Source organism: Streptomyces sp. NPDC003034, assembly GCF_053591375.1.
Genome location: NZ_JBSFTS010000011.1, coordinates 117083 through 129985, shown reverse-complemented (window position 1 = coordinate 129985; position 12903 = coordinate 117083). Strand labels below are relative to the sequence as shown.

The following is a 12903-nucleotide window of genomic DNA, read 5'->3' as shown; positions in this document are numbered from 1 at the left end:
GTGGTGTGCCGCGGGCTCAGTGGGCCTGCTGGACGGTGACCGCGGAGTCCGCTGAATCGCCCCAGTAGCGCACGTAGGACCGGGCGAAGGCGTCGCCCAGCGAGGCCTTCAGGAAGAGCGCCGACCAGCGGGCCGCGGTACGGATGCCCTCGACCTGGCCGGTGCTCTGGGCGGAGGGGTCGGGGGCGGCCCCGGGCGGGTTCTGCACGTCGGTGATGCCGTAGTGGTTGACCCCGGCCACGCTGACGAGCGCCTTGGGCTTGGTCTGGAAGGCGTCGTAAGTGGCCCGCGCGGCCGCGGGGGCGGCCACGCCGTCGGCGGATCCCTGGATGAGCGCGACCGGCACGGTGTTGTTGATCGGGGCCACCGGACCGCCGCCGGGCGAAGCGTTGTTGGTGCCGAAGAAGGCGGCCGCCTTGAGCTCGGCGGGCGTGACGGCGCCCGGCGGGAGGCCGAAGCAGAACGGCGGCGCGCACTGGCCCTGGACGGTGGCGACGCCCGCGGCGCCACCGAAGGAGTGGCCGAGGAGGGCGAAACTGGCAGGATCCAGCCGGCCGGCGAGGGGGCTGCCGGTCCGCGTGTTCTCGGCCTTCGACCAGGCGACGGTGGTCAGGCTCTGGTCGGCGGAGGCCCACAGGCCGGGGACGCCGAACACGGACCGGAGGTGGTTGGGGACCACCACGGCGAAGCCGAACGCGGCGACGGTGCGGGCGTATCCCTCGTAGTGGCTCTTGTCGACGTTGGCGCCCTGCTGGAGCAGCACGACCGGCAGCCGGCTGCCGGTCTCGGGGTAGTAGATGTCGGCCGCGTCGGTTCCGACGGAGGCGGTGTACACGCGGGTGGGGACGGTGGTGGGGCCCTCGGGGGTCTCGGTGGGGGCCGCGCTCGCGGTGCCCGCGGCGGTCAGGAGGGCGAATCCGAGCAGGCCCGCCGTGATACCTCGGCTGACGCTGAGCCGTGTGTGGTGCGTGGCGTGTGCCATCAGTGATCCCGTCTTGTTCGCTGTCGTCGGTGTGAAGGCTGCTTCTGCGGCCGGGGTCACCAGCGCGCTGCCGTTCAGGGTTTCGCGCTGTACACGACTCCCGGTTGGTTCTGCGCGGCCGCGCCCCATACCCGGTCGTGGAGGGAGGCGTCGAGGCCGAGCGTGTAGAGCAGGTAGGTCGTGGTCACGGAGCGGGTGAGGCGCTGCTGTTCGGCGCGGGTGACCGAACCGCTGTCGCAGCCGAAGCCGCCGCTGTCGGTGAAACCGCAGTGGAAACCGCCGGTGATGACACGGAGCTGGGCCGGCGCTCGTTTCGCGTCGTACATCTTGCGCTGGTGGCCGTCGACGCCCGCGACGGTGTCCCTGCTGCCGCCGACGTACTGGGCGGGGACGGTGAGCGCGGCGGAGGCGGTGACCGCTGACGGCTTGGTCTCGGCGGCGGCCAGGGTGCTGACGCTCTTGACGGCGGGGTTGCGGGACGCCGCGAGGAGGGCCGCGCCACCGCCCATGGAGTGGCCGGACAGGGCGTAGCGGTTGGTGTCGACGGCGCCGGCGAAGCGTGAGCCGGCGGTGGAGTTCTGGGTGGTCAGCCAGGCGAGGGCCGCGTTGAGGTCGTCGGCGAAGCCGGTGTGGCTGGGCGAGATGCCGCCCTGGGACTTGGGGGCGACCGTGATGAAGCCCCACGAGGCGTAGTGGCGCAGGGTGCTCTCGTACTTGGAGATGTCCTGGAAGAAGCCGTGTCCGAAGGCGAGTCCGGGGTGGAGCCCCTGGGCCACGGGGGCGCCCGCGCCGGCCGTCGCGCCCGGGTACCAGACGCGGGCGCTGTACGAGCGGCCGGAGGCGGAGACGGTCACGTCCGCGTAGGCGACGGGGAAGGACCCGGGCGCCGCGTGATCGGCCGCGAGGGCAGTGGGGGGCGGGGTGGCCGCCAGGGCGGTGGGGGCGGCCAGGGTGGCGGCGACGGCCAGTATGACGGCCGGGACCGCGCGCATGAGTCTGCGCAGCACGGAAGTACCCTCCTGTTGGGGTATCGGAGAGGGAAACGTTGTACGCCACTTCAGCACAATGACGCGTACGCGCCAATATGGCTGCTGTTTCTTTCTACGGAACTTTGTTCACTCGAACGGAACAGGCGCGGCGACTGGCTCGGTCGGCGGCCGTCGCCGTGCGACCGCCAGGCCGGCCAGCATCACGGCCTCGCCGAGGTTCCCCAGCGGGGGCGCGGCGAAAGCCGCGGCGGAGGCCGCGAAGACGGCGAGGGCGCCGAGCGCGATCCAGGGTGTCGTCCGGCGGATCCACGCGACCACACCGATCACCAGGAGCACGACGATCGCGAGGACGGCAGCGAGCGGGAATCCGCCGGACTCGGCGTCGGCGTACCGCAGGGTGTCCGCCCAGGTGCGGGGCTCCAGCCGCAGGCCGGGCAGGGTGGTGGCCGCGCCGAGCACGGCCAGGGCGCCGGCAGCGACCCACGCGGCGCCGACGGCCGTGCGGCCGGCGCGCAGCGCGAGGACGGCGCAGGGCACGACGAGGGGTGTGCCCAGGGCGTGGACGAGGAAGCGGCCGAAGTTCAGAGTCTCCAGCACCGGGCCCGCGCCGAGCAGGACGCCGCCCGCCACTACGGCCGAGTCGTAGGCCAGGGCGCAGCCGAGCAGGCTGGTGAGCCGGCCGGGCGGTCCCGTGTGCCAGGCGGTCACGGCCAGCAGTATCTGGACGGCGGCGATCAGCGCCAGCGCGCCCGAGATCACCGGGTCGCCGCACCGTGCCGGTACAGGGCCTCGATCAGGTCGGCGTACCGGTCGGCCACCGCGGCCCGGCGGACCTTCTGCGTTGCGGTGAGCTCAGGTCCGCCGGGCGCCCATTCCTCCACGATGACCTCGTGGGCGCGGATCCGTTCGGGGCGCGAAAGGCGCGTATTGGCGTCGGCCACCGCTTCGGCGAGTACGGCGGCGATTTCCTCCGTACGGGTGTTCCAGGGCTCGGCCGAGGCGATGCCTTCACGGCGGGCCCACGCGGTGGCGGCCTCCCGGTCGAGGACGAGGAGGGCCACGTTGAAGGGCCTGCCGTCGCCGATGACGACGGCGTGGGCGATCAGGGGCGAGGACGCCTTCAGCACGCCTTCGATGCGGGCGGGGGCCATGTTCTTGCCGCCGCTGTTGATGATGAGGTCCTTCTTGCGGTCGACGATGCGGACATCTCCCGCGGCGTCGAGGGTGGCGAGGTCGCCGGTGTGCAGCCATCCCGCCGCGTCCACGGTCCGCGCGGTGAGCTCGGGCTCGTCGCGGTAACCGCGCATCAGGAAGGGCGCGCGTACGAGGAGTTCCCCGTCGTCGGCGATCTTGACCTCGGCGCCGGGGACCGGCCGGCCGACCGTGCCGGGCCGCTGCCGCCCGGGCCGGGCGGTGAGTGCGATGCCACTGAGCTCGGACATGCCCCAGGCGTCGGTGAGGGGCAGTCCGAGGGCGTGGAAGAACTCCAGGAGGCCCTCGGGCGGGGGCGCGGCCCCGGTGATGCAGATCCGGGCGCGGTCGAGCCCGGCGCGGCGGCGCAGTTCGGCGAGGATCGCGTCGGCCGCATCGAGTTCCGCCCGCTCGGACGGACTGAGGGCGGCGGTCCACCGGCGGGGTGCGAGGCGGCGGCCGGTGACGAGTGCGTCCTCGACGAGTTCGCGGAGTGCGGGGTCGGCGTCGGCGAGCGCGCCCTCCAGGGCGGCGCGGATCCGCTGCCAGACGGCGGGGACGGCGCCGAAGAGGGTCGGTCGCACGAGGGTGAGGGCCTCGGGGAGCCGGGAGATGTCGTCCAGGCAGGTCAGGCTGGTTCCGCACAGGAGGTGGGTGTAGTGCGAGCCCCACCGGTCGGCGATGTGCGCGGCGGGCAGGAAGGAGATGTGGCTGTCCTCGCCGGTCACCTCCAGGAGCTGCTGGGTGCCGGCGAGTTGGCTCATCATGGCGCGGTGGGTGATCTCGACGGCTTTCGGACGGCCGGTGGTGCCCGAGGTGTGGATGAGGGTCACGAGGTCCTCGGGTCCCACGCCATCCAAGGCGGAGGCGAGGTCGAGGGGGCCGGGGGCGCCGGCCTCGGCGTCCGCCAGGGCGAGGACCGCATCCTCGCCCGTGTGCTGGGCCGCGTCGACGGTGAGCAGGTGCCGGACCGCCGTTCCGGCGGCGGCGGCGCGCAGGACGGGCAGGAAGCGGGCTTCGGTGATGACCAGGCGGGCGGCCGTACTGACGAGCAGGTCGTGTACCTGGTCGGCGGGCAGGCTGTTGTAGAGGGAGTACGGGACGGCTCCCAGGTGCAGAGCGGCGCAGTCGGCGACGTGGAATTCGGGCCGGTTGGTGAGCATGAGGGCCACCGGCTCGCCCTGGCCGATACCGAGGTGGCGCAGGGCGGCGGCTACGGAGGCCACCCGATCGGCGTACTGAGCCCAGGTCAGCGCGGTGCCGTCGAGGGTGAGCAGGGCGGGTGCGTGCGGGCGGGCGGCCACGGTCCGCTGGAAGGCCTCGCAGAGTGTCGCGGGCGGATCGGGCACGGGCGTCATGGGCGTCATGGGCGCTCCTCGGGAGGTAAGGGGGCCGCCGGGGGCCTCGACGTGGTCTCAGACCACCGGGTCGGACGGTGCGGACGGTGGCCGGGCGGCGGGGCTGCCGAAGGTGAGGCTGAAGTCGTGCAGGGCCACGCTGAGCAGCGGCGGGCCGCCGACCGGGAGCCGCAAGGGGCTACCGGACGGGATCCGCCAGTTCGCCCGGGCCAGGCCGACCGCGCTTCGGCTGCGCACGGGGCTGGTCCTGAGCTGTCCGCCGCGTTGCTGGGTGACGCGGTAGGCCACCGGCCAGCGACCCGGCAGCCTGATCCGGGGGCGGAAGGACGCGGCGCACACGGCCGTGGCGTCGGTCCGCGCCGAGGCCTGGAAGTCCTTGTCCCGGGTGATGTCGAAGGCGGCCAGCTCCTTCGGGATCCCCCACAGTTCGCGGCCCCCGGCCATCGACGCGGGGCTGTCCACCCAGATGTCGGTGATGGTGACCCGGGGCCGCAGACCGTCGCGGACCAGCACCGCGGAGAGGACCTCGTTGTAGCGCAGGACGCTGTCGTTCTCGTAGAGGACCCAGGCGGCGCCCATGACGGCCCGGCCGGCGAGGGTGAGGGGGCGGACCCCCTTCGGCAGGGGCGGCAGGGCCCTGCGCGGGACGAGCCACAGGGAAAGGTACATCTGCCCGGCCAGGTGCCAGGGTTCAGGCGGATACGTCGGCATCGGGAGCCTGTCCTTCGGTGGGTGGTCGGGGGCACGCCGTGAATCGCAGGGCGGCCGGGGCGTGCGCGGGTACCGCGGGGCGGCGCGGCGGTACGGGATCCACCCGGCGGTAGGGCTCACCGGGCTCGGGCCGCGGATCGGCCTCGCCGCGGTTGGGCCACAGCGCGGTGGCGCGTTCGGCGAGGGCGGTGATGGTCAGGGAGGGGTTGACGCCCAGATTGGCGGAGATGGTGGAGCCGTCGATGACGTGCAGGCCGGGGTGGCCGTGGACGCGGTGGTAGGGGTCGACCACTCCGTGTCCGGCGTCATCGGCGACGGCGCACCCGCCGATGAGGTGGCCGGTGGTGGGAATGTCGAGCAGGTCGCCCCAGGTGCCGCAGGCCAGGGCGGCGTTCTGCCTGGCCGCGGTGCGGGCCAGGCGGTGGCCGAGCGGTATCCAGGTGGGGCTGGGCGCGCCTTCGCCGGGCCGGCTCGTCAGGCGCGGTCCGAACGGGCCGCGGCGCAGACGGGTGGTGAGGGAGTTGTCGGCCGACTGCATGACCAGCAGGACCACCGACTGCCGGGCCCAGTGGCGCGGGCGGTGCAGGGAGGGCAGGCGGCGGGCGTTCGCGGCCATCGCGGTGATGCCCGCAAGGAGCCGGGAGCGGCCGGGGACCGGGTCGGTCAGGGTAGCGCCGAGCAGGGCGAGGAGGTTGCTGCCGGGGCCGTAGCGGACGGGTTCCACGTGGGTCGCCTCGTCCAGGTGCACGGAGGAGGTGATGGCCACGCCGTGGGTGAAGTCGGCCTCGGGGTCCGGTGAGCGTACGGCGAGGACGGCCTCCGAGTTCGTGCGTGTCAGGTGGCCCAGGCGAGGGGAGAGCCCGGGCAGGACGCCGGTGGCACGCAGGTGGTGGAGCAGGCGTTGGGTGCCGAGTGCTCCGGCCGCGAAGACGACGTGCCGCGCGGTGGTGGTGCGGGTGTCCGGGCGCAGGGTGCGTCCGGTGCGGATGGAGGTGACCGTCCATCCGGCGTCCGAGCCGCTGGCGGCGTCGGCGTCGGCGTCCGAGCCGGTGGCGGCGCCGTTCGGGCGTACGTCGGTGACGGTCCGTTCGGCGACGACGGTGGCGCCGGCCGCTTCCGCCAGGCCGAGGTAGTTCTTGGGCAGGGTGTTCTTGGCATTGTGGCGGCATCCCGTCATGCACGCCCCGCAGTGCAGACAGGCGGCGCGGTCGGGACCGGCACCGCCGAAGTAGGGGTCGGGGACGGTCGTGCCGGGTGCGGCGCCCGGCGGTCCGAAGTGCACGCCCACGGGGGTGGTGCTGAAGGTGTGCTCTCGGCCCATTTCCCGGGCCGCCTCCTTCAGTACCCGGTCGGACGGGGTGAAGCGGGGGTTGGGTACGACACCGAGCATGCGCCGTGCCTGGTCGTAGTACGGGGCGAGCTCGGTGCGCCAGTCGGTGATGGCGGCCCACCGGGTGCCTTCGTAGAACGGCGGCGGCGGATCGTAGAGGGTGTTGGCGTAGCCGAGGGAGCCGCCGCCGACGCCCGCTCCGCTCAGTACGAGGACCCGGCCCAGCAGGGTCATCCTCAGGATGCCGCGGCAGCCGAGGCGGGGGGCGAAAAGGTAGTCGCGGACGCGCCAAGAGGTGCGCGGGAAGTCGGCGTCGGTGAAGCGGCGTCCGGCCTCCAGGACGGCCACCCGGTAGCCCTTCTCCGTCAGGCGCAGGGCGGTGACGCTGCCGCCGAAGCCGGATCCGATGACCAGCACGTCGACGTCGTCTGGCGGAGGAGGCTCCGGGGCGGCCGTTGCCGTCGGAGCGTGCTCGGGTGGTGAAGAGGTGGGCATTGCGGCTCCCGCACAGCGACCGGCCCGGCGGTCGCACCGGGGGCGAGGACATCGCTTGCGCGGCGTGACCGGGCGGTCATGTGACCGCCCGGTCATAGTGCGGGCGGAGCCCGGCCCCTGTCAATGAACCCGACCGTACCGACGGCGATGAGGCATCGGACCACAACTAGTGGGCTATCAAGGGAGGTTGACAACCTCTCAGCACAGGACCAGCCTGTGACCACCCGGTCACATGACCGGGTGGTCATGACGGAGGTCGGCATGGAACGTGTCTGTGTGATCGGCGCCGGCTCGTCCGGCATCGCGGCCTGCCAGGTGCTCGCCGAGCGCGCGATCCCCTACGACTGCTACGAGAGCGGCTCCCAGGTCGGCGGCAACTGGCGCTACGAGAACGACAACGGCATGTCCTCGGCCTACCGCTCCCTGCACATCAACACCTCTCGGCAGGTCATGGAGTACGCCTGCTTCCCCATGGCCGACACCTATCCCGTCTACCCGAGTCATTTCCAGATCGCCCGCTACTTCGACGCGTTCGTCGACCACTTCGGCCTGCGGCCGCGGATCGCCTTCCGCACCGAGGTGACCGGCGTCGCCAGAACGTCCGAGGGGCGGTGGGCCGTCACGGCGCGCCGACGCGATGACGGTGAAGTGACCAGCCGGGTCTACGATGCCGTGCTCGTCGCCAACGGGCATCACTGGAAGCCCCGGCTGCCGCGTCCGGCGCTGCCGGGGGCGGATTCCTTCACCGGTGTTCAGACGCACTCGCACCACTACCGCACGCCCGAACCCTTCGCGGGAAAGCGGATCCTCGTCCTCGGTATCGGAAACTCCGCCTGCGATATCGCCGTGGAGACCTCCCGTGTCAGCGCCCGTACGTTCCTGACGATGCGCCGCGGGGCGCACATCCTGCCCAAGTACCTCTTCGGCACCCCGACCGACCACCTCACGGCGTCCTGGCTCGCCCGGGCGCCGCTGGCCGTGCAGGCGAGCGGCCTGTCCCTTCTGCTACGGCTCAGCCGCGGCCGGCTCTCCTCGTACGGCCTGCCGGAACCGCGCCACGGGGTGCTCGGCGCCCACCCCACCATCTCCGACGACCTGCTCTCCCGCCTGGGTCACGGCGACATCTCGGTCACGCCGATGATCAGCGCACTCGACGGGGGCGGCGCCGTGTTCGAGGACGGCAGCAGACAGGACGTCGACGCGGTCATCTACTGCACGGGGTACGACATCGCCTTCCCCTTCCTACCGAGGGAGCTGATCGATCCGGCGGACAACGCGGTCAGCCTCTACCGCCGCGTCGTCTCGCCCGACCACGAGGGCCTCTACTTCATCGGCCTGGTGCAGCCGCTCGGCGCGATCATGCCCCTGGCCGAAGCGCAGTCGCACTGGGTCGCCGACCTGATCCAGGGGCGCTGCGTCCTGCCGCCGCCGGCCGTCATGCGCGGCGAGATCGCCGCCTACCACGAGCGCACAGCGCGGCGGTACGTCGCCTCCACCCGCCACACCATCCAGGTCGACGCCCTGCGCCACCTCAAGGAGCTCCGGGAGGAACGGGTCCGCATGGCGGCCTCCCGGCACCGCGGCCCGTCCGTGCCGGGCGCCCGTTGACGGGAGGCCCGCCCGCCCCTAGTTTCCGCGAAACAGGGTTTCACACGACGAAACGCTCCCCAACCCCAGCGCCGTCCCGTTTCCACCGACCAGACTGGAGCATTCCCGTATGAGCAACGCCGTGGGCACCCGGGCCGTCTTCGGGGTCATCGTGCCGAGCACCAACACCGTGGTGGAGCACGACTACTGGGGCGCGCGAATCCCCGGCATCGCCTATCGGACCGGTTCCATGTACATCCCGGACCCGGCCATGGACAGCGACCGCCACTTCGAAGCCCTGCTCGTACAGATCAGGGCGTCCATCGACACCGCGGTTCGCGACGTCCTGACCGCGGAGCCCGACCGGATGGTCATGGGAATGTCCGCGGAGACGTTCTGGGGCGGCGCCGCCGGCAATGCCGCCTTCGAACGCCGCCTGCGCGATCGCACCGGGCTGCCCGTCACCACCGGTGCGAGCTCCTGCCAGGCCGCCCTGCGTGCGCTGGGCTGCGGGCGCATCGCCGTCTTCTCCCCGTACCAGCCGGTCGCCGACCGGGAGGTGAGCCGGTTCTTCACGGAAGCGGGATTCAGCGTCGCGGCCGTCTCGGGACTGCGCTGCCCGACCGCCACGGGCATCGCCCGGGTGGGTCCCGACCGCCTCCTGGAGGTGGTCGCGGCACTGGACGACCCCTCCGTCGAGGCGATCGTGCAGGTCGGGACGAACCTCTCATTCGTCTCCCAGGCCGACGCCCTCGAAACCGAACTCGGAAAACCGGTCGTCGCCATCAACGCGGCGACGCTGTGGCACGCGCTGCGCGAGCACGGCTTCAACGATCGGGTCCTCGGCGCCGGGCGCCTGCTCAGAGATCACTGACCGTCCGGCAGGCGCAAGCGGAAGGCAGCGCAGCGGTACGACCCGCACGGGCCGGGCAGGCCAGCCGGGCTGAGGGCCGGGCGCGGGGAGCCGAGGCCCTACTCGTTCTCCCCCTCGGCCTGGCCCTCCCCCGGCACGGCGGGCTCTTCCTCGACGATGTGCATCGCGGCCTCCTCGGCGCTCGCGGCGCCTGCGTCGATGCCGTGGTCCTGACCGACGAGCTCCTTGGTGACATCGGTGTGCGCGCCGTCGTCGGGAGCCGTCAAACGTCCCGCGCGTGTGGTACCGCTCTCGGCGTCCAGGAGGGGTTCTCCCTCTCCGCCGGGCAGATCTCCCAGACCGTCGCCCGGATCCTCGCCGACCTCAGGGGCTTCTTGGGCCAGCCGCTCGTCCAGGGACTCCCCCTCGTGCTGCTCGGCCGCGGTCGTCCCGTACTTCGTCACGCCGAGCGGCTTCTCCGGAGGCGAGTAGCCCTCGTCCAGCATGTCGTCGTACGTGCGCTCGTCCACGGCGTTCTGGAGGTCCAGCGGCGCCGCGTCCTCCTGCTCCTCGTTGCTACCGGTGGGCTGGTACACGTCATCCGCCATCTGGTCGTCACTCATGGCAATCCCTTACACATCGGCTTTCCTGGGCGTCATCCGCCGCCACTGTGGTAGGCGCCTTTCCCGGCTGCGCTGTCTTAAGCACCGCGCGCAGGTCTGGTCCTGGGCCAAGCGGCCCACGTACGGTTTTCGTACCGGACGCCCGGGGCAATGGCGTTCCATGCGTCTTCCCGGACCCCCGCTCGCCGACTGCACCGGATCCCTGCTGCTGCGGGGATACGCCTGGCTCCCCGACCGAATGCGCCGTGCCGCCGGCCCGGTGGTGCGTGCTCGCCTGATGGGACGGCACACCGTGGCGCTGCGCGGACCGGACGCCGTGCGGTTCTTCTACGACGAGCACTACGTACGCCGCCGGGGCGCCCTTCCGGAACCGGTGCTCAGCACCCTGTTCGGCCACGGCGCGATCCACACGCTGGACGGTGAAGCGCACCGCGTCCGCAAGGCGATGTTCCTGTCGCTCCTCACCCCGCCGGCCCGGGTCGCGGACCTGGTGGATGAGGTGACCGCGGTGTGGGAGGAAGCGGTCGCCCGCTGGAGTGGCCGCCCAGATGGCGTGGTGCTGTTCGACGAGGCGGCGAGAATCCTCACGGCCGGGGTGTGCCGATGGGCCGGCCTCCCGCTGGACGGCGCCCGGGTGGAGCCCACGGCGCGTGACCTGGTCGCCCTGGTGGACGGCTTCGCCACACCGGGCCCGCGCCACTGGCGTGCCCGCCGGGCGCGCCGGCGCTGCGAGGCATGGCTGGCGCCCGTAGTGCATCAGGTGCGCACCGGTGCCCTCACCGTCCCCGACGGCTCCGTGCTCGCCTCGGTGGCGCACCACCGTGACGCGGACGGCGAGCTGCTGGACGCCCACACGGCCGCGGTGGAGGTACTCAACGTCATCCGGCCCACTGTGGCGGTGGCCTGGTTCGTCGCCTTCGCCGGCCACGCCCTGCACCGGTGGCCCGAGAACCGCGAGCGCCTCCGGGACGGTGACACCGCGTACACGGCGGCCTTCGTCCACGAGGTACGCCGCTTCTACCCTTTCGCGCCCTTCACCGGTGGCCGGGCGGCCGCGCACACCTCCTGGCGCGGTCGGCACATCCCCGCCGGGGCCCTCGTACTGCTCGACCTGTACGGGCAGAACCACGACGCCGAGCTGTGGGGAGATCCGTACGCCTTCCGCCCCGAACGCTTCCTGGAGCGAGCCGTCGGCCGCGACGAACTCGTCCCCCAGGGCGGAGGCGACCCCTCGACGGGCCACCGCTGCCCCGGTGAAGAGATCACGATCGCTCTGCTGGAAGCACTGAGCGTCCGCCTCGGCCGCCTCGACTACGAGGTGCCGCCACAGGATCTGGCCATTCCCCTGCGGCGCATCCCCACCCGGCCCAGAAGCGGCCTGCGGATCACCCTCCCCTCCTGATCGTGCCGCCAGGCGGTCGAACGCCCTGGCCCATCGGCCGCGGTGTCGTACCGGCCTCGGCCACCCTGAGGAGCGAGCGGAGAAGCGTGCGCGGCGCCGCCTTTCGGGGCAGACGGAGATACGGAGGAGGCGGTATGGCGAAAATCGACGACGCTCTGTACACGCGCATAGGGCAGGAGGTGACGGCCCGGGCGGAACGCCTGTGGGACGTCGCCCTGGAACTGCACCGTACGCCGGAGCTGGCCTTCCAGGAGCACCGGGCAGCGGAGGTGCTGACCGGGCACTTCGAGCGGGAGGGCTTCCAGGTCGAGCGTGGCGTGGCGGGCCTGTCCACGGCGTTCGTGGCCCGGGCGGGAGGGAACGGCAACGGTCCTCGCGTCGCGTTGCTGCTGGAGTACGACGCCCTGCCCGACCTGGGGCACGCCTGCGGGCACAACTTGATCGCCGCGGCGGGACTCGGCGCCGCGCTGGCGCTGCGCGGCGCGCTGGGACAGGTGGACGGCACGATTCTGGCCATCGGCACCCCCGCCGAAGAGAGCGGCGGCGGCAAGGTCACTCTGGTGGAGTCAGAAGTTTTCGCAGGCGTCGACGCCGCTCTGATGTTCCACCCCGGCGTGAACACCTGGTCATCGGCGCCCCTGACCGCGCAGTGCCAGGTGCGCGTGGGCTTCCATGGTCGTGCGGCGCATCCGACCGGGAGCCCGACGCAGGGGGTCGACGCGCTGGCTGCGCTCGTCCAGCTGTTCAACACGCTCGCCGTGCTGAGCCGGCGTCTGCCGCCGGGATCGCACATCCAGGGCATCGTGACGGACGGCGGCAAGGCCACGAACATCGTGCCCGCTTTCGCCGAGGGCCTGTTCGGGCTCCGGGGCGCGACCACGGCTGCCTTGGACGCTCTGGTGGCCGAACTGGCCCGTTGCGCCGAGGGGGTGGCGCTCGCTACGGGTACCCGGGCCGAGACCGCCCGGGTCACGGCCGGGTACGAGCACTTCCGCAACAATGACGTGCTGTCCAGCCGGTTCGCGGACCACCTGTCACGGCTCGGCGTTCCCGTCGAAGACCCTGCCCCCGGGGTCTATCTCGGTTCCTCGGACATCGGCAACGTCAGCACCCGGGTCCCCGCCATCCATCCGTTCGTCGCCATCACGGATGGAGGCGGCTGCGACCACACCCCGCAGTTCGCCGAGGCCGCCGCCAGTGACCGCGGTCGAGAAGCCATGCTCGCCTCGGCGGAGGCTCTGGCCTGTACCGCGGCGGACGTCCTGCTCACTCCCGACCTGCCGGAGCGTGCCTGGCGGTGCCTGCGGGAGAAGGCGGACGCCGGCCTTTAGCGCAACTGGGGGCTCCGGCACCGCCGCCACCTGGAGCAGCGCACCGTTTCG

The 12903-nt window shown here is 72.4% G+C and carries 11 protein-coding genes; 4 read left to right on the top strand and 7 right to left on the bottom strand.

The window, feature by feature from the left end; translation table 11 throughout:
- Positions 1–16: 16 nt before the first annotated feature.
- The 6 genes from ACWDX7_RS14500 to ACWDX7_RS14475 all read right to left on the bottom strand — a co-directional run bounded on the left by ACWDX7_RS14500 (position 17) and on the right by ACWDX7_RS14475 (position 7056).
- A complete protein-coding gene (locus tag ACWDX7_RS14500; RefSeq protein WP_451489594.1) occupies positions 17–982 on the bottom strand; it encodes an alpha/beta hydrolase family protein in 966 nt (321 codons plus the stop codon).
- Between the two features lie 74 nt (positions 983–1056).
- Positions 1057–1989 carry an alpha/beta hydrolase family protein gene (locus ACWDX7_RS14495; RefSeq protein ID WP_451489595.1) on the bottom strand — a complete coding sequence of 311 codons (933 nt, stop codon included), beginning with the start codon at positions 1987–1989 and terminating at the stop codon, positions 1057–1059.
- 108 nt (positions 1990–2097) lie between these two features.
- Complete coding sequence (locus ACWDX7_RS14490) at positions 2098–2730, bottom strand: hypothetical protein (RefSeq protein WP_451489596.1); 633 nt, start codon at positions 2728–2730, stop codon at positions 2098–2100.
- Complete coding sequence (locus ACWDX7_RS14485; protein WP_451489597.1) at positions 2727–4529, bottom strand: AMP-dependent synthetase/ligase; 1803 nt, start codon at positions 4527–4529, stop codon at positions 2727–2729. The genes ACWDX7_RS14490 and ACWDX7_RS14485 overlap by 4 nt, the downstream gene beginning before the upstream one ends.
- A 48-nt stretch (positions 4530–4577) precedes the next feature.
- The gene (locus ACWDX7_RS14480; protein WP_451489598.1) at positions 4578–5231 is read right to left on the bottom strand and encodes an acetoacetate decarboxylase family protein; all 654 of its coding nucleotides are present in this window, start codon (positions 5229–5231) and stop codon (positions 4578–4580) included.
- Complete coding sequence (locus ACWDX7_RS14475) at positions 5212–7056, bottom strand: GMC oxidoreductase (RefSeq protein WP_451489599.1); 1845 nt, start codon at positions 7054–7056, stop codon at positions 5212–5214. Before ACWDX7_RS14475 ends, ACWDX7_RS14480 begins: the two co-directional genes overlap by 20 nt.
- Before the next feature lie 261 nt (positions 7057–7317).
- Between ACWDX7_RS14475 and ACWDX7_RS14470 the strand changes: the two genes are divergently transcribed.
- A complete protein-coding gene (locus ACWDX7_RS14470; protein WP_451489600.1) occupies positions 7318–8664 on the top strand; it encodes an NAD(P)-binding domain-containing protein in 1347 nt (448 codons plus the stop codon).
- A 109-nt stretch (positions 8665–8773) separates the two neighbouring features.
- On the top strand, positions 8774–9517 hold the full coding sequence (locus ACWDX7_RS14465) for a maleate cis-trans isomerase family protein (protein WP_451489601.1): 744 nt from the start codon (positions 8774–8776) through the stop codon (positions 9515–9517).
- Positions 9518–9615: 98 nt separating this feature from the next.
- Here the strand turns inward: ACWDX7_RS14465 and ACWDX7_RS14460 are convergent, their stop codons facing one another.
- A complete protein-coding gene (locus ACWDX7_RS14460) occupies positions 9616–10119 on the bottom strand; it encodes a DUF5709 domain-containing protein (protein WP_451489602.1) in 504 nt (167 codons plus the stop codon).
- A gap of 160 nt (positions 10120–10279) precedes the next feature.
- On the opposite strand from ACWDX7_RS14460, the gene ACWDX7_RS14455 reads away from it, so the two are divergent.
- Positions 10280–11521, top strand: a complete 1242-nt coding sequence (locus ACWDX7_RS14455; RefSeq protein WP_451489603.1) for a cytochrome P450 — start codon at positions 10280–10282, stop codon at positions 11519–11521.
- A gap of 134 nt (positions 11522–11655) precedes the next feature.
- Entirely contained in the window at positions 11656–12852 is a 1197-nt protein-coding gene (locus ACWDX7_RS14450) for an amidohydrolase (RefSeq protein WP_451489604.1), read from the top strand.
- Positions 12853–12903 lie beyond the last annotated feature (51 nt).

Bases quoted from the DNA above. Each gene is read 5' to 3' on its own strand.
- ACWDX7_RS14465 (WP_451489601.1), top strand. From the start codon at position 8,774: ATGAGCAACGCCGTGGGCACCCGGGCCGTCTTCGGGGTCATCGTGCCG.
- ACWDX7_RS14480 (WP_451489598.1), bottom strand. From the start codon at position 5,231: ATGCCGACGTATCCGCCTGAACCCTGGCACCTGGCCGGGCAGATGTAC.
- ACWDX7_RS14455 (WP_451489603.1), top strand. From the start codon at position 10,280: ATGCGTCTTCCCGGACCCCCGCTCGCCGACTGCACCGGATCCCTGCTG.
- ACWDX7_RS14450 (WP_451489604.1), top strand. From the start codon at position 11,656: ATGGCGAAAATCGACGACGCTCTGTACACGCGCATAGGGCAGGAGGTG.
- ACWDX7_RS14485 (WP_451489597.1), bottom strand. From the start codon at position 4,529: ATGACGCCCATGACGCCCGTGCCCGATCCGCCCGCGACACTCTGCGAG.
- ACWDX7_RS14460 (WP_451489602.1), bottom strand. From the start codon at position 10,119: ATGAGTGACGACCAGATGGCGGATGACGTGTACCAGCCCACCGGTAGC.
- ACWDX7_RS14470 (WP_451489600.1), top strand. From the start codon at position 7,318: ATGGAACGTGTCTGTGTGATCGGCGCCGGCTCGTCCGGCATCGCGGCC.
- ACWDX7_RS14500 (WP_451489594.1), bottom strand. From the start codon at position 982: ATGGCACACGCCACGCACCACACACGGCTCAGCGTCAGCCGAGGTATC.
- ACWDX7_RS14475 (WP_451489599.1), bottom strand. From the start codon at position 7,056: ATGCCCACCTCTTCACCACCCGAGCACGCTCCGACGGCAACGGCCGCC.